Consider the following 14,564-nt stretch of genomic DNA (forward strand, 5'->3'; position numbering starts at 1 on the left):
ACAATATCGGGATGAGGGCCCGCGCGCGCGAGGGGCCGCGCCCGGAAATCGCCGGCCATTCGCGCGAGACTGGGTCGAATTTTCAACGCGTCAACCGCGGCGCGGCGCCGCGACCTCGACCGTGAAGGGCTTGGCGTGCCGCAGGGCCGGGATGCGGGCGCGGGCCTCCGCCACCAGGGCGAGGTCGATCTCCGCCAGGATCACGCCCGGCTCCGCCCCCTCGGCCTCCGCCAGGATGCGGCCCCAGGGATCGACGATGAGCGAGTGGCCGTAGGTCTCGCGGCCGTCCTCGTGGCGTCCGCCCTGGGCGGCCGAGATCATGAAGGAGCCGGTCTCGATCGCGCGGGCGCGCTGGAGCACGTGCCAATGCGCCTCGCCGGTCTGGCGCGTGAAGGCCGCGGGGGCGGTCAGGATCTCGGCCCCCGCCTCGGCGAGCGCCCGGTAGAGGGCGGGGAAGCGCAGGTCGTAGCAGATCGCGATGCCGAGCCGCGCCCAGGGCAGGTCGGCGACGACGGCGCAGCTCCCCCCCGTGTAGGTCGCCGATTCCCGCCAGCTCTCGCCGTTCGGCAGGTCGACGTCGTAGAGGTGGAGCTTGTCGTAGGCCGCCAGGATTTCGCCCTCGGGCCCGATCAGGAAGGCGCGGTTGGCCACCTTGTCGCCGCTGCGCACGGCGAGCGACCCGACCTGGACCACGATCCCGTGCGCCCGCGCCGTCTCGCGCAGCGCCGCCAGGGTGACGTCCTCCTCGGGCGCCGTGATCTTGGCGAAGAGGTTCTCGCGGCCGCGCTCCAGCAGCGAGGTCATCTCGGGCGTCTGGACGAAGTGCGCGCCGCGCGAGGCCGCCTCGCGCAATCCCGCCACGGCCGCGTCGCGGTTCCGCGCCGGGTCGCGGCCCGAGCGCATCTGGACGCAGGCGGCGACGAAGCGGGGAGCGGTCATGGGGGGCTCGCGCGGAGGGGGGATCGGGCCCCCACCCTAGACCCGCGCGCCCGGTCGGCTCAACCGCGCTCAGCCGGCGAGGAGCGGCTCCAGGCGGCCGGCCCGGTCGAGGGCGTAGAGGTCGTCGCAGCCGCCCACATGGGTCGCGCCGACGAAGATCTGCGGCACGCTGGTGCGCCCGCCGGCCCGGTCGATCATCTCGCGCCGCGCCCCGGCCCTCGCCTCCACGTCGATCTCCGTGAAGGCGGCGCCCTTCTCGCGCAGGAGGGACTTCGCCGCCGCGCAGTAGGGGCACCAGCTGGTCGTGTAGATCGTGACGGGCTGCATCCGGCGGCTCTCGGGCTCTTCCTCAGCGGCCGGATATAGAGATTTCCCGCGCCGGCGGAAGCCGCCCGCCTCAGGCGGCCATCAGTTTCTCGACTTCGTTGACGAGTTCGCGCAGGTGGAAGGGCTTCGAGAGCACCTTGGCGTCCTTGGGCGCCTTGGAATCGGGGTTGAGCGCCACCGCGGCGAAGCCGGTGATGAACATCACCTTGATGTCCGGGTCGAGTTCCGTGGCGCGGCGGGCGAGCTCGATGCCGTCCATCTCGGGCATGACAATGTCGGTCAGGAGGAGTTCGAACGGCTCCTCGCGCAGCCGGTTGTAGGCGGACAGGCCATTGTCGAAGGACGCGACGTCGTACCCGGCATTCTGCAGGGCCTTGGCGAGGAAGCGACGCATGTCGTTGTCGTCTTCCGCGAGGAGGATCTTCATCGAGCTTGGTCCCGGCTGCCGATTCGAGGGTTTCTTTCCATAAAGAGGCGCCTTGGTAAACACGGGGTTGATGCGCGGGACCGGCCGTGCCAGGCCGCCCGCGGCGTCCCGGGCGCCGCGACGCGCCCCCCGGGGCGCCACGACCGCGCCCCCCGGGCGCCACTGGAGGGGCGGAGAGGACAGTGGACGCGACGCCGACGGTGCTGGCCGGGATCGTGGCCTTCCATCCCGATCCGGCGCAGCTGCGCCGCCTCGTCGCGGCCGTGGCGCCCGGCCTCGGGGCGCTGGCCGTGGTGGCGAACTCCCCCCTGGCCCCGGAGGAGGAGGCCTCCCTGCGCCGGGAGGCGGGCGGCACGCCCCTCCTGGTCCTGCGGCCGGCGGGCAACGAGGGGGTCGGGGCGGCCTATAACCGGCTCCTCGCCGAGGCCGAGGCGAGGGCCTGCGCCTTCGTCTTCCTGCTCGACCAGGACAGCCTGCCCGCGCCCGGGGCGGTCGCGGCCCTGGCGGCGCGCTGGCGGCGCCTCGCCGAGGCGGGCGAGCGGCCCGCCATCGTGGCGGCCCAGCCGGTCGCGCCGGGAGGGCGCCCCCTCGGGACCGCCGCCGCGCCCGATCCGCGCTTCCCCGACACGCCGCTGCGGCGGGCCGGCTTCGCCTTCTCGTCGGGCTCCCTGGTGGCCTGCGCGGCGGCGCGGGCCGTCGGTCCGTTCCGGGCGGACTTCTTCATCGACGCGATCGACGTCGAGTGGGGCATGCGGGCGCGGGCCGGCGGCTTCTCGGTCTGGGTGGCCTCCGACGTGCCGATGCAGCACGCCCTCGGCCGGGGCGTGATCCGGCTGCCCCTCGGCCTCACCCTCACGGACCAGCCGCCGCTGCGGCTCTACACCTTCCTGCGCAACCAGCTCGCCATGCTGCGCCTGCCGCACGTGCCGCGCGCCCACAAGGCCAGGACCCTGCTGCTGCTGCCTGCCCGGATCGGCATCTACCTCGCGCATCACCGCCTCGCGCCGGAGGTGCGCCGCGCGGTCGCCCGCGGCCTGCTCGACGGGCTGCGGCACCGGCTCGGCTCGCCCGAGCGGGTGTTTCCGCCCCGGGCGCCCTGAGCGCCCCGGACCCGGCGCGCGGCCCGCCGCACCAGTGGACAGGCCGGACCCTGAGCGTCACATTAGCCGGATGAGGTTGTGCCCCCCTTCCCTCCCCGTTGCGCGGGCCCGGGCGGCCGGATGAGCGGCCCGGGTCCCGAGAGCCTCTTCGCGCCGCCCTTCGTCGTCGACGAGCCGGAGCGGCACAGCCTGTCCTACGTGTTCAACACGGGGCATTCGGGAGCGGTCTACCCGCCCTCCTTCCTGGCCGCCTCGCGCCTGGACGCGGTCTCGCTGCGCCGCTCGGAGGACGCCTTCGTCGACCGCCTGTTCGCGCCGGTGGTCGCGCTCGGGGCGCCGCTGATGCGGGCCTGCTTCCCGCGCGCCTACCTGGACGTGAACCGCGAGCCCTACGAGCTCGACCCGCGCATGTTCGACGGGCGCCTGCCGCCCTTCGCGAACGTGCGCTCGATGCGCGTCGCGGGCGGGCTCGGCACGGTGCCGCGGGTCGTGGCGGACGGCCAGGAGATCTACCGCGCCCGCCTGCCGGTCGAGGAGGCGACCGCCCGGATCGAGACCCTCTACAAGCCCTATCACCGCACCCTGCGCGGCCTCCTCGCCCGCACGGCGGCCCGCTTCGGCCACGTCGTGCTGATCGACTGCCACTCGATGCCCTCGACGAGCCTGGGGCGCGAGGAGGGGCCGCGGGTCGACGTGGTGCTGGGCGACCGCTTCGGCACCGCCTGCGCCCACGTCCTGACCGATTGCGTCGAGGCGGCCTTCCGCGCGCAGGGCTTCCGGGTGGTGCGCAACAAGCCCTACGCGGGCGGCTTCATCACCGAGCATTACGGCGAGCCGGCGCTCGGCCGCCACGCCCTCCAGGTCGAGATCAACCGCGCCCTCTACATGGACGAGCGCACGCTGACCCCGCGGCCGGGCTTCGAGGCCCTGGTGGCCAGCCTCGCCGCCGTGTTCGGCGGCGTCGCGGCGCTCCCCCTCGACCTCGCGCCCGCCCGGATCGCCGCCGAGTAGGGCCGGGCGCACCCGGTCGGCGGAGGGCTGCCGGGACGGATCCCGCCGGGCGGGGCCCGGGCGAGGGCGGCCGGTGTGCAGCGCACAATTTTTCCGCTAGGTAGCGCGCAACCGAGGAGGATTCACGCCATGACCGATCTCCGCCTGCGCCGCAGCGTGCTCTACATGCCGGGCTCGAATCCCCGGGCCCTGGAGAAGGCCAGGACCCTGCCGGCGGACGCGCTGATCCTCGACCTGGAGGACGCGGTGGCGCCGGACGCCAAGGACGTCGCCCGCGAGCAGGTCTGCGCCGCCGTGCGCGGCCGGTCCTACGGCGAGCGCGAGCTGATCATCCGGGTGAACGCCCCCCAGACGCCCTGGGGCGAGGCCGACCTGAAGGCCGCGATCGAGGCGGGCCCCGACGCCATCCTGATGCCGAAAGTGTCCTCGCCGGCCGTGCTGGAGAGCATCGCCGACCGGCTCGAAGCCCTCGACGCGCCGGCCCACATCAAGGTCTGGGCGATGATCGAGACGCCCGCCGCCATCCTGAACATCCAGGCGATCGCGGCGGCCCGGCGCAATCCCGGCACGCGGCTCGCCTGCTTCGTGCTCGGCACCAACGACCTCGCCAAGGACACCTGGACCCAGATCGTCCCCGGCCGCGCCCCGATGATGCCCTGGCTGATGATGGCCCTCGCCGCCGCCCGCGCCGAAGGCCTCTCGATCCTGGACGGGGTGTTCAACGACTTCGCGGATGTCGAGGGGCTGCGCGAGGAGTGCCGCCAGGCCCGCATCCTCGGCTTCGACGGCAAGACGCTGATCCACCCGAACCAGGTCGAGCCGGCCAACCTCGCCTTCACGCCGACCGACCCCGAGGTGGAGATCGCCCGCAGCGTGATCGCGGCCTTCGAGCGGCCGGAGAACGCCAAGCGCGGCGCGATCCAGATCAACGGCCGCATGTTCGAGCGCCAGCACATCGGCATGGCCCGCCGCGCCGTCGCCTGGGCCGACGCCATCGCGTCCCGGGGCCGCTGAGGCGCTCCCGAGGCTGCGCAAAGTCCGCCGGGAGCGGCCGCTTGACTCGGTTCTGCTGCGGTGCACAACTCGTCCGGCCGCGTTCGGCCGGTCGGGCTCGGCCCGCAGCAATGGAGGGCGCATCACCATGGATCGTGGGCTGCCCGATTTCCCGAGCATCTTCCGGATCCCGGCGGATCACCGGCTCGAATCTGCCGGGGCGCTGAGCCGCGGCGGCCGCGTCTACGGCCAGTGCTGGTTCCACTGCGAGTACGACCGGGACGACCGGCTCGTGGCGCGCTACGAGACCTACGACGAGGTCGGGGCCGAGGGCGGGCCGCGCTGCGGCTGGCGCCGCTACGACAGCGAGGGCCGGCTGACGCTCTTCCACGAGGTCGCGATGCGCTGGGCCGCCCTCGTCGCCTCCGCCGCGTCGCGCGGCGCGGCCGAGGCCGCCCTCCAGGGTCCCGTGGCGGAACTGGCCGCGCCGGCGTGACCGGCCCGCGGCGCCCCATCGGCGCGCCGCCCCGGCCGGCCGCGGCGCCGGATCAGCGGCTCGGCTTCTTCGCCGGCTCCGCCGCCGGGATGCTCCCCGTCTGCGACACCTTGTCGCGAGCCTGATCCAGGCGCTTGGTGAGGGCCGCGAGGTCCCGCTGCGTCGCCGCGAACTGCGCCTTGGCCTTGTCGCGGGCGGCGGCGACCTGGGCGATCTCCTCGCGGGTGGCGGCGACCTTGCCCTGCACCTCGCGCAGCTCCGCCTCGGCGTCCCGGAACTGCCTCTGCCACGCCTGGAGGGCGTCGCGCTCGCCCTGCACCTCTGCGAGCTGGGCCTCGAGGCCGCGCTGGCGCGACGCGGTGAGCCCGAAGGCCCCCCAGCCGAACAGGGCGAGGCCGCCGAGGGCCACGGCGAGCAGGCCGGTGGGGGACGGGCGGAAGCGCAGGAGGGGCATCGGATCCTCGTCAGGAAGCGGGGCTCGGGCCGGGGCCGGGAGCCCGGAGCGTCCCGATCGGGCGGTCGGGCACGGCGGCAACGATGGCAAAGTTTCCTTAACGCGCCCTTGACGAGGCGTCGGAGCCGCCGAACCCCGCTCACCATGATTCGCTTGCGCCCGGCGCCTCCGCCCTCGCGCCCGGCGGGAGATCGGGATCCATCAATGCTTCATAGCTGATGATTAGTTAATCCAGATCCTGTCCTGGTCGATTGCCGTTGAACTGAATCATTAACGTCTGAGTTATACAATATACTTGTCTGACTTAGGGTAATACGCGGCGGGTGCGATGAGACGTCGTCCCTGTCGCCGATCGTCCCGCTGACCACCGACTACGCCGCCCTCAACACGGCGATCGACGGCATGACGGCGGGCGGCAACACCAACGTGGGCATCGGGGTGGCCTGGGGCATGGAGGCGCTGACGCCCGCCGGTCCGCTCTCCTCCGCCGTCTCCCTCACGGACAGCCGCGTCCAGAAGGTCCTGATCGTGCTGACGGACGGGCTCAACACCGAGAACCGCTGGGAGAAGAGCGGCCAGTCCTGCACCACGACCTGGTTCTTCTTCTTCCCCGTCACCAGCTGCACCACCACCGCGACCAACGTCGCCACCATCGATGCGCGCACGCTGGCCGCCTGCAGCGCCGCCAAGGCGGCCGGGATCATCGTCTACACGGTGCGGGTGATCGACGGGAACGCCGACATGCTGAAATCCTGCGCGACGGACGGGCGCTTCTTCTACAACGTCCTGACCGCCGACGACCTCAAGCCGGCCTTCCAGGCGATCGGCAACTCGCTCTCCAAGTTCCGGCTGACGCAGTAATCGGGAGGGCGCGTCGCCGGGGCCTCGGCGGCCGAGGCGAGCTTCGTGGCGGCAGCGCCCGGCGGCCGCGTCGGGCCGGGAGGAAGCGGTCCTCGGGGTCGAGGTTCTTGCACCTCCGGGAGCGGCGGGAGCGAGGGGATGCGCGGCGTGCCGCGCTTCGCCGGCATCGCGCGCGGCGGCATGGCGGCCTGCGCCCGCCCCCGCCCGACCGCGCCGTGGGGCGCGGGCCGGATCACCGCGTCAGGCGGGCGACCCGCAGCGCCTGGTCGAACATCGCGTTGAGCGACGCCGTGATGTCGGCCGGCGTGTTGGCCGTGGCGAAGAAGCCCGGCGAGGCGCAGGCCTTCAGGGGCGTCGCCAGCGTCGGGCTGAAGCCGCTGACGCGGTTGTTCTCCCAGGCGACGCCGCCCCCGTTGTTGACGAAGGTGATGAGGTTGTACGGAATGGAGAGGATGGAGATGGTGGCGCCGGCGCTCTTGAGTCCGGCGCACACGGTCGGGTCGATCTGGGAGGGCTGCGACCCGTCCCACCAGGCATCCGCGTAGCCCCAGAACGACGAGGGATTGCCCGGATAGGCGTATGTCCCGTTCGCCGGCGCGCCGTAGTGCTGGCCGTTCTGCATGCCGTCGGTGATCAGGAACACGAAGGGCTTCGGCGAGGTCGAGGACGAGCCGTCCCCGAAGGCCTTGATGGCCGCCTGCAGCTGCGGCATCACCACCTCGAAATGGGTGCCGCCGCTGGCGGTGCCGGTGGTCGGATCGCCGTAGGCGAACAGCTGCGTCGTGCCCGTATCGAGCAGGTTGGTGAAGGCGAGCGGCCAGGACAGGGCGCACTGGGCGGCGGCGTTGAGGCTGGCGACGCTGCCGGTGATCCCCACGAGCGTCGCCATCTGGTTGATGAACGGGTAGATCCCGACCCGGTACTGGTTCGGCACCGCGGGTGTGGAGGCGCGCTGGATCAGCGAGCAGACGGCCGCGTTGACGGCGTCCGAGCGCAGCTGGATCTTGCCCGCGGCCAAGCCCCATCCGGTGAAGCCCGGGAAGTGGCAGGCGAACTGGCATCCCTGCTGATAGTCCGACCACATGTCCTTGTTGACGCTCGCCAGCTGGGTCATGCCGCCCGGCGTCGCGGGCAGGCCCATCGAGCCCGACACGTCCACGAGCAGGTAGAAGTCGAGGTAGCTCGGCAGATCCGCCGAGGCGGTCACGGAATTGCCGAGCAGCGTGGTCGGGGTGCCGAGCAGCTTGCCGAAGCTGTTCTGGATGGTCGCGCCGTAGCTGACCGTCGCGGTCAGGGTCTGGCCGGAGCGGACGAGCTGCGGGGGCTGGAGCGTGACCTGCGCGAACGGCACGCTGCCGGCATTCACCGCGAAGACGTTGGCGGCCTGGGCGAGGCCGGCCGCGATCGCGTTGGCGGTCAGGTTCGCCTGCCCCTGGTTGGCGGCGATGTAGCTCTTGGCGGTGACCACGGCCGCGAGGGCGGCCGTGTCGGCCGCGTGGTCGAGGGTGGTCTTGTCCGCCGCCGCCAGCCCGTAATCGACGGCGAGGCCGACGAGGCCCAGCACGGGGATCAGGCTCAGCGCGAACAGGATGTTGACGCTGCCGTCCGGCCGCCGGGCGCGGGCGGCCCAGCGCCCGAGGCGGCGCAGCGCGCTCAGTAGCCGGGACATGTCTCGGCGATCCCGTCGGTGTTGGTGGGGTCGTAGCTCACCAGCGCGGCGTAGCGGGGCTGGACGTAGACCGAGTGGGCGATCCGCGCGGACGGGACGTAGGTCGCCCCGAAGGTCGGCCGGAACGTGAACACCACGTCGACGACGACCAGCGAGGCCGGGCCGAAGACGGAGCGCGGCAGGGTCGTCGGGCTCGGCGGCGCCGCGTTGCCGGCGGGCTGCTGCGCCACCAGGCAGGGCCGGTAGCTCGCGCCCCCCGTCCCGCTGCTCGTCCAGACCACGTTGGCCACGTAGCAGGCGCTCTGGTCGGTGGGGTCGCTGCAGCCCGACGCCACTTTGGTGAAGGCGATGCCGGCGGCGTTGATCGCGATGTTGCTCTGCCAGGGAATGCCCTGCCGCGCGGCGTCCGCCAGGACGTAGGGGAACAGGACGATGGCCGCGTCGAAGCCGAAGCGGATGTCCGCCGCGTTCACGGTCGCCGTGGCGGCGCCGGCGGGCGGCACCGCCTGCGAGATCATCTGGCTGATCGTGCGCGCGAGGCGCTCGACGCTCCGCTTGGCGTTGACGTAGAGCGCGACCTGCAGCCCGACCGCCATGACGACGAGCAGGACGGGCAGCGCCGCGGCGAACTCGATCGCCGCGACGCCGGCTGCGTCGCCCCAGAGGCGGGTGCCGGGGCGCCCCGCGCCTGCGCGACCCCGCCGCATCGTACTGCTCGTTGCGGAACGCGGCCGTCGCCACGGCCGCGGAGGCGGGGGCCCCGTTGTAGGAAACGCCCCCGCTCAGCAGCGCGGCGAACACGGACGGTATCGGGGTGAACGGGTAGATCACCTGAAGGTACTGATAATCGCCCCTGCCGCCGAGGTTGTAGTGGCCGGACCCCGGGGCCAGCGCCGGCAGCGCCAGTCCGCTCTGGCTCGCATTCCGGATCCCGGATCACAGCATCCCGAGCAGCCGCGGCAGCCCCAGCGACAGGGCCGGCACGTAGGTGACGATGACGAGGAAGACCAGCATCGTCAGCAGCCAGGGCCAGACCGCGACGGTGAGTTCGGTGATGCCCATCTTGGTGATGCCCGAGGCCACGTAGAGGTTCAGCCCCACCGGCGGGTGGCACATGCCGACCTCCATGTTGACCACGATCAGGATGCCGAAATGGACCGGGTCGATGCCGAGCTTGGCGGCGATCGGGAACAGGATCGGCGCCATGATCAGCACGATGGAGGAGGGCTCCATCACGTTCCCGGCGACGAGCAGCAGCACGTTCACGATGAGCAGGAACACCACCCAGCCGAGGCCGGCCTGGGTGATCCAGCCGGCCATGGCCTGCGGGATCTGCTCGCTCGTCATCAGGAACGAGAACAGCACCGCGTTGGTGATGATGTAGAGCAGCATCGCGCTCATGTTGGCGGAATCGAGCAGCACCCGCGGCACGTCGCGCCAGGTCAGGTCGCGGTAGACGAAGACCGCGATCACGAAGGCGTAGACGGCGCTGACCGCCGCCGCCTCGGTGGGCGTGAAGGCGCCCGTGTAGATGCCGCCGAGCACCAGCACGATGAGCAGCAGCCCCCAGAGGGACTTGCGGAAGGCCACGAAGCGCTCGCGCCAGGAGGCGCGGGGCAGGCGCGGGTAGTCGTTCCGGCGGGCGCGGTACCACGTGGTGAGGCCGAGCAGGCCCGCCAGCATCAGCCCCGGCACCACGCCGGCCACGAACAGCGTCGAGATCGAGGCCGAGGAGACCCGGTTGCCGTCCGGCCCGAACACCACGGCGCCGCTCGTCGCCACCGAGTACATCACCATGACGATCGAGGGCGGGATCAGGATGCCGAGCGCCCCCGAGGTGGTGATCACGCCCGCGCCGAACTTCTTGGGGAATCCCTGCGCCACCATGGCGGGCAGGATGATCGAGCCGATCGCCACCACGGTCGCGGGGCTCGATCCCGAGATCGCCGCGAAGAGCGCGCAGGCCATCACGCCCGCGAGGCCGAGCCCCCCGTACCAGTGGCCGACCATCGCGGTGGCGAAGTTGATCATCCGCCGGGCGACGCCGCCATGGGTGAGGAAGTTGCCCGACAGGATGAAGAACGGGATCGCCATGATCTCGAAGTTCTCGATCCCGGTGAACAGCTTGAGCGCCACCGCCTCGATCGGCACGCTCGTCATCACGAACAGGAAGGTGAGCACCGAGAGGCCGAGCGCGATCGAGATCGGCATGCCGGTGAGCATCAGGGCGACGAGGAGCCCGAAGATGATGGCGGCGTTCATCGCGCGCGCTCCTCGGCGGCGAGGTCGCGGGCGGCCTGCGGGCTCTCGACCACGCCCTCGACGTGCCCCGGATCGTGGTGGGGCAATTCGCCCGTGCGCCCGAAGTGCCACGCCACCTGCAGGAAGCGGAAGCACATCAGGTAGGAGCCGAGCGGGATGGCGAGGTAGACGATCCAGCTCGGGATCTCGAGATCGGGCGAGGTCTGGTCGGTGTCGACGAGGCCGAGCACGAATTTCAGGCCCATCGTGCCGATGGTCGCGGTGAACAGCGCCCCGCAGAGCAGCCCGAACAGGATCACCCGGTGGCGCAGGCCCGGGGCGAGCCGGTTGACCAGGACGTCGACCCCGACGTGGATCCCGGTGCGCACGCCGTAGGCGGCGCCGAACTTCGCCATCCACACGAACATGTAGATGCAGAGTTCCTGCGCCCAGGAGAGGTGGATCGCCGAGGTGAGCGGGAACAGGGCCGGGATTCCGGAGGCGTAGCGGTGGACGACGGCGACGAAGATGAGCAGCGTCGCGGCGGCCATCAGGCTCGCGATCAGGATCTCTTCCAGGCGGTCGAGGACGCGCAGCAGGATCATGCGGGGGTACCGGGGCGGGGCGTCCGGCGCGGGACCTCCCCGGAGGAGAGGCCCCGCGCCGCGCGGGAGGGAGCGCGGAGGGCGGCGAGAGCAGGCTTCGCTCGGAGCGAGACCGGAAGCCCGCTCCAGGTCTTGGCGTGTGCCGCATTTCCTAGGCTGAACCGGCATCCACGTCAGCGGGAAATGCTCTGGAGCAGCGCCCGATCACGGTGCCATCGGACGCGGCTCTCGGTCTTTGATTTCGGCGCACCGTCTTCGACGAACCGGCATCCGCTTCGTCGGACAATGCTCTACTGCGTGCGCGCCTCGCGCTGGAACTCCTCGATCACGTCCTTGCCGACGCGCTTGGTCATCTCGGCCGTGACCGGCTCGAGGGCCTTGCGCCAGGCCGCCTTCTCCTCGTCGGTCAGGGTCAGGAAGGTGATCTTGCCGGACTTCCGCATCTCCTCCAGGGCATCGGCATTGTCCCGGCCCGCGACCTCGTTGGCGTAGGCCGTCGCCTCCGCCATCGCCTTCTCGAGCTGGCCGCGCACCTCCGGCGGCAGGCCGTCCCAGAATTTCTTGTTCGTGATCACCGCGTAGCCGATATAGCCGTGGTCGGAGAGGGTCGCGTATTTCTGCACCTCGTGGTGCTTCTGCGTGTACATGTTCGAGGGCGTGTTCTCGGACCCGTCCACCACGCCGGTCTGCAGGCCCTGATAGACTTCCGAGAAGGCCATCACCTGGGGAATCGCCCCGAGCGCGCGGAACTGCGCCTCCAGCACCTTGGAGGACTGGATGCGCATCTTGAGGCCGCGGAAATCCGCGGGGAGCCGCAGCGGCTTGTTGGCGCTCATGATCTTGAAGCCGTTGTCCCAGTAGGCGAGGCCGGTGATGCCCTTGGTCTCGAGCTTCTCGAACAGGCGCCGGCCGAGCGGCCCCTCGGTCACGCGCCGCAGGGCCGCCTTGTCAGGCAGGATGTAGGGCAGGTCGAAGACCTCGAACTCCTTCGCGCCGAGCGGCCCGAACTTCGCCAGCGAGGGCGCCAGCATCTGCACGGCGCCGAGCTGCAGCGCCTCGACCTCCTCCTTGTCCTTGAACAGCTGCGAGTTCGGGTAGACTTCGACCTTGACCTTTCCGCCGGTATATTTCTCGGCCAGTTCCTTGAACTTGTCGGCGCCGCGACCCTTGGGCGTGTCGGGAGCGGTGACGTGGCTGAACTTGAGGACGATCGGGCCCTGCGCGAGGGCTTGCCCCCCGAGCAGGGTTTGGCCCCCGAGCAGCGCGAGCGCGGCCGCGGCGCAGAGCGCGCGACGGGAGAGGGGCCGCAGGCGGCCGTCGGTGCGGGACATGGCGTTTCCTCGTCGATCGGCCGATTTCCGGCCTGTTCTGGCGCCCGACCCTGGCAGGGGCGGTGCGACGACGCAATGCGACGATCGCTCAAGGCCACCGCGTCAGGCGGAGGCCTCCATGCAGGGGCGGCCGTCCGCGTCGGCGGTGAGGCCGGAGAAGCCCCCCACCGCGCGGCGCCCCTCCACCCGGAAGGTCCGGCCGGCGATCAGGGGCGCCACGCCGCGGTAGCGGAAGCGGCCCGGCACCCGCCCGAGCAGCGTCGCCGCGAGGTTGAGGAGCAGACTCGCCTGCAGCGGCCCGTGCACGACGAGGCCCGGATAGCCCTCGACCCGCGTCGCGTAGGGGTGATCGTAGTGGAAGCGGTGACCGTTGAAGGTCATGGCCGAGTAGCGGAACAGCAGCACCGGCGAGGCCTCGACCGCCCAGGCGAGGTCGGGCGGGGGCAGCGCCGGAGCGGGCGGCGGCGCGGCCGGCTCGCCGGGCCGGGCCGCCTCCCGGTAGACGATGTCCTGCCGCTCGCGGATCGCCACGCCGCTCGGCGTCTCGTAATCGTGCCGCACGGTGACGAAGCAGAGGCCCCCGCTGCGGCCCTCCTTGAAGGCGACGTCCGCCACCGTCTCGCGGCGGACCACGCGGTCGCCGAGGCGCAGGGGCGCCAGCGTCTCGACCTCGCCCCCCGCCCACATCCGGCGCGGCAGCGGCACCGGGGGCAGGAAGCCGCCCTTGGCGGCGTGGCCGTCCGGCCCGAGCGTGCCGGCCTCCGGCGTCTCGGGGGCGAGGCACCAGTGCAGGGCGAGGGGTGCCTCCCCCTCCCCCACCGCGGCGAGGTGCGGCGCGAGGGTCGCCCGGTACTCCGCCGCGAGGCGGGGCGTGACGAGGTCCTCGACGACCCGGGTGCGGCCGATCCAGCCGCGCAGGTGATCGAGGGCGGCGGCGTCCATCAGTAGGACCGCGGCAGGCCGAGCACGTGCTCGGCGAGGTAGGACAGGATCAGGTTCGTGGAGATCGGCGCCACTTGGTAGAGGCGCGTCTCGCGGAACTTGCGCTCGACGTCATACTCCTCCGCGAAGCCGAAGCCGCCATGGGTCTGGATACAGGCATTCGCGGCCTCGAAGGAGGCGTCGGCCGCCAGCATCTTGGCCATGTTCGCCTCCGGACCCGGATTGGCGCCGGCCTCGTAGAGCCGCAGGGCCTCGCGCACCATCAGCTCGGCGGCCCGCATGCGGGCGTAGGCGGCGGCGATCGGGAACTGCACGCCCTGGTTCTGGCCGATCGGCCGGCCGAACACCCGCCGCTCCCGCGCGTAGGCGCCGGCCTTGGCGATGAACCACTTGGCGTCGCCGACGCATTCGGCCGCGATCAGGATCCGCTCCGCGTTCATGCCCGAGAGGATGTAGCGGAAGCCCCGGCCCTCCTCGCCGACCAAATTCTCGGCCGGCACGCGCAGGTCGTCGAAGAAGACCTCCGTGGTGGCGTGGTTCATCATCGTGCGGATGGGCCGGATGGTGAGGCCGCGCCCGAGCGCCTCGCGCATGTCGACGAGGAGGACGGAGAGCCCCTCGGTGCGCTTGCCGCCCTCGGGCACCGGGGCGGTGCGGGCAAGGAGCAGCATCAGGTCCGAGTGCTCGGCCCGGCTCGTCCAGATCTTCTGGCCGTTGACGACGAAGTGGTCGCCCTCGCGCCGCGCCGTGGTCTTGAGGGCCGCCGTGTCGGTGCCGCTCGTCGGCTCGGTGACGCCGAAGGCCTGCAGCCGCAGGCGGCCCTCGGCGATGCCCGGCAGGGTGCGCCGCTTCTGCGCCTCGGAGCCGTGCCGCAGCAGCGTGCCCATCGTGTACATCTGGGCGTGGCAGGCGCCGCCGTTGCAGCCGGCGCGCTGGATCTCCTCCAGCACCGCCGCGGCGGCCGAGAGCGGCAGCCCCGCGCCGCCATACTCCTCGGGGATCAGCACCGAGAGGTAGCCGGCCTCGGTCAGCGCGGCCACGAACTCGGTCGGATAGGCCATCTCCCGGTCCAGGGCGCGCCAGTACTCGCCGGGGAAGCGGGCGCAGAGCTTGGCGACCGCCTCGCGGATCTCCGGATAGGTCTCCTCGGTCATCGGCACTCCCGCGG

16 protein-coding genes are annotated in these 14,564 nt (G+C 71.9%); 5 read left to right on the forward strand and 11 right to left on the reverse strand.

The genetic code is table 11. The features are described 5' to 3' along the window. Window positions 1-90: 90 nt before the first annotated feature. From M446_RS25130 to cpdR, 3 genes are all read right to left on the reverse strand, one after another. Window positions 91-939: a carbon-nitrogen hydrolase family protein gene (locus M446_RS25130; RefSeq protein WP_012334926.1), complete on the reverse strand. Its 849-nt coding sequence runs from the start codon at window positions 937-939 to the stop codon at window positions 91-93. A gap of 69 nt (window positions 940-1,008) precedes the next feature. Continuing rightward, window positions 1,009-1,266, reverse strand: coding sequence for a glutaredoxin 3 (gene grxC / locus M446_RS25135; RefSeq protein WP_012334927.1), 258 nt, complete (start codon window positions 1,264-1,266; stop codon window positions 1,009-1,011). 70 nt (window positions 1,267-1,336) lie between these two features. Beyond that, window positions 1,337-1,693, reverse strand: a complete 357-nt coding sequence (gene cpdR, locus M446_RS25140) for a cell cycle two-component system response regulator CpdR (protein WP_012334928.1) — start codon at window positions 1,691-1,693, stop codon at window positions 1,337-1,339. Window positions 1,694-1,875: 182 nt separating this feature from the next. Between cpdR and M446_RS25145 the strand changes: the two genes are divergently transcribed. The 4 genes from M446_RS25145 (at window position 1,876) to M446_RS25160 (ending at window position 5,293) form a co-directional block, all read left to right on the forward strand. Further along, a complete protein-coding gene (locus tag M446_RS25145; RefSeq protein ID WP_012334929.1) occupies window positions 1,876-2,793 on the forward strand; it encodes a rhamnosyltransferase in 918 nt (305 codons plus the stop codon). A 120-nt stretch (window positions 2,794-2,913) separates the two neighbouring features. After that, a complete protein-coding gene (locus M446_RS25150) occupies window positions 2,914-3,804 on the forward strand; it encodes an N-formylglutamate amidohydrolase (protein ID WP_012334930.1) in 891 nt (296 codons plus the stop codon). 129 nt (window positions 3,805-3,933) lie between these two features. Beyond that, the gene (locus M446_RS25155; protein WP_012334931.1) at window positions 3,934-4,818 is read left to right on the forward strand and encodes an HpcH/HpaI aldolase/citrate lyase family protein; all 885 of its coding nucleotides are present in this window, start codon (window positions 3,934-3,936) and stop codon (window positions 4,816-4,818) included. Between the two features lie 127 nt (window positions 4,819-4,945). Next, the gene (locus tag M446_RS25160; protein ID WP_012334932.1) at window positions 4,946-5,293 is read left to right on the forward strand and encodes a hypothetical protein; all 348 of its coding nucleotides are present in this window, start codon (window positions 4,946-4,948) and stop codon (window positions 5,291-5,293) included. Window positions 5,294-5,345: 52 nt separating this feature from the next. Here M446_RS25160 and M446_RS25165 read toward each other — a convergent pair whose 3' ends face one another. Then, entirely contained in the window at window positions 5,346-5,747 is a 402-nt protein-coding gene (locus tag M446_RS25165) for a hypothetical protein (protein WP_012334933.1), read from the reverse strand. A gap of 402 nt (window positions 5,748-6,149) precedes the next feature. Between M446_RS25165 and M446_RS25170 the strand changes: the two genes are divergently transcribed. Next, a complete protein-coding gene (locus tag M446_RS25170; RefSeq protein WP_043701614.1) occupies window positions 6,150-6,608 on the forward strand; it encodes a hypothetical protein in 459 nt (152 codons plus the stop codon). Window positions 6,609-6,840: 232 nt separating this feature from the next. On the opposite strand, the gene M446_RS25175 is transcribed toward M446_RS25170, so the two are convergent. The 7 genes from M446_RS25175 to M446_RS25205 form a co-directional block, all read right to left on the reverse strand. Then, complete coding sequence (locus tag M446_RS25175) at window positions 6,841-8,277, reverse strand: pilus assembly protein TadG-related protein (protein WP_012334934.1); 1,437 nt, start codon at window positions 8,275-8,277, stop codon at window positions 6,841-6,843. Further along, window positions 8,262-8,984 (reverse strand): TadE/TadG family type IV pilus assembly protein, encoded by a 723-nt coding sequence (locus M446_RS25180; protein ID WP_012334935.1) that lies wholly within the window; start codon window positions 8,982-8,984, stop codon window positions 8,262-8,264. Before M446_RS25180 ends, M446_RS25175 begins: the two co-directional genes overlap by 16 nt. A gap of 229 nt (window positions 8,985-9,213) precedes the next feature. Beyond that, a complete protein-coding gene (locus M446_RS25185; protein WP_012334936.1) occupies window positions 9,214-10,539 on the reverse strand; it encodes a TRAP transporter large permease in 1,326 nt (441 codons plus the stop codon). Then, window positions 10,536-11,123: a TRAP transporter small permease gene (locus M446_RS25190; RefSeq protein WP_012334937.1), complete on the reverse strand. Its 588-nt coding sequence runs from the start codon at window positions 11,121-11,123 to the stop codon at window positions 10,536-10,538. The genes M446_RS25185 and M446_RS25190 overlap by 4 nt, the downstream gene beginning before the upstream one ends. Window positions 11,124-11,413: 290 nt before the next feature. Further along, window positions 11,414-12,454 (reverse strand): TRAP transporter substrate-binding protein, encoded by a 1,041-nt coding sequence (locus M446_RS25195; RefSeq protein ID WP_012334938.1) that lies wholly within the window; start codon window positions 12,452-12,454, stop codon window positions 11,414-11,416. Between the two features lie 102 nt (window positions 12,455-12,556). Next, window positions 12,557-13,396: an FAS1-like dehydratase domain-containing protein gene (locus M446_RS25200; protein ID WP_012334939.1), complete on the reverse strand. Its 840-nt coding sequence runs from the start codon at window positions 13,394-13,396 to the stop codon at window positions 12,557-12,559. After that, window positions 13,396-14,550, reverse strand: coding sequence for an acyl-CoA dehydrogenase family protein (locus tag M446_RS25205; protein ID WP_012334940.1), 1,155 nt, complete (start codon window positions 14,548-14,550; stop codon window positions 13,396-13,398). Before M446_RS25205 ends, M446_RS25200 begins: the two co-directional genes overlap by 1 nt. Between the last annotated feature and the right edge of the window lie 14 nt (window positions 14,551-14,564).

Origin of the sequence: Methylobacterium sp. 4-46 (assembly GCF_000019365.1) — a bacterium.
Classification (GTDB): Bacteria; Pseudomonadota; Alphaproteobacteria; order Rhizobiales; family Beijerinckiaceae; genus Methylobacterium.

Excerpts from the sequence above, each read along its gene's own strand:
- M446_RS25130 (WP_012334926.1), bottom strand. The coding sequence starts at position 939 with ATGACCGCTCCCCGCTTCGTCGCCGCCTGCGTCCAGATGCGCTCGGGC.
- grxC (WP_012334927.1), bottom strand. The coding sequence starts at position 1,266 with ATGCAGCCCGTCACGATCTACACGACCAGCTGGTGCCCCTACTGCGCG.
- cpdR (WP_012334928.1), bottom strand. The coding sequence starts at position 1,693 with ATGAAGATCCTCCTCGCGGAAGACGACAACGACATGCGTCGCTTCCTC.
- M446_RS25150 (WP_012334930.1), top strand. The coding sequence starts at position 2,914 with ATGAGCGGCCCGGGTCCCGAGAGCCTCTTCGCGCCGCCCTTCGTCGTC.
- M446_RS25155 (WP_012334931.1), top strand. The coding sequence starts at position 3,934 with ATGACCGATCTCCGCCTGCGCCGCAGCGTGCTCTACATGCCGGGCTCG.
- M446_RS25160 (WP_012334932.1), top strand. The coding sequence starts at position 4,946 with ATGGATCGTGGGCTGCCCGATTTCCCGAGCATCTTCCGGATCCCGGCG.
- M446_RS25165 (WP_012334933.1), bottom strand. The coding sequence starts at position 5,747 with ATGCCCCTCCTGCGCTTCCGCCCGTCCCCCACCGGCCTGCTCGCCGTG.
- M446_RS25170 (WP_043701614.1), top strand. The coding sequence starts at position 6,150 with ATGACGGCGGGCGGCAACACCAACGTGGGCATCGGGGTGGCCTGGGGC.
- M446_RS25175 (WP_012334934.1), bottom strand. The coding sequence starts at position 8,277 with ATGTCCCGGCTACTGAGCGCGCTGCGCCGCCTCGGGCGCTGGGCCGCC.
- M446_RS25180 (WP_012334935.1), bottom strand. The coding sequence starts at position 8,984 with ATGCGGCGGGGTCGCGCAGGCGCGGGGCGCCCCGGCACCCGCCTCTGG.
- M446_RS25185 (WP_012334936.1), bottom strand. The coding sequence starts at position 10,539 with ATGAACGCCGCCATCATCTTCGGGCTCCTCGTCGCCCTGATGCTCACC.
- M446_RS25190 (WP_012334937.1), bottom strand. The coding sequence starts at position 11,123 with ATGATCCTGCTGCGCGTCCTCGACCGCCTGGAAGAGATCCTGATCGCG.
- M446_RS25195 (WP_012334938.1), bottom strand. The coding sequence starts at position 12,454 with ATGTCCCGCACCGACGGCCGCCTGCGGCCCCTCTCCCGTCGCGCGCTC.
- M446_RS25200 (WP_012334939.1), bottom strand. The coding sequence starts at position 13,396 with ATGGACGCCGCCGCCCTCGATCACCTGCGCGGCTGGATCGGCCGCACC.
- M446_RS25205 (WP_012334940.1), bottom strand. The coding sequence starts at position 14,550 with ATGACCGAGGAGACCTATCCGGAGATCCGCGAGGCGGTCGCCAAGCTC.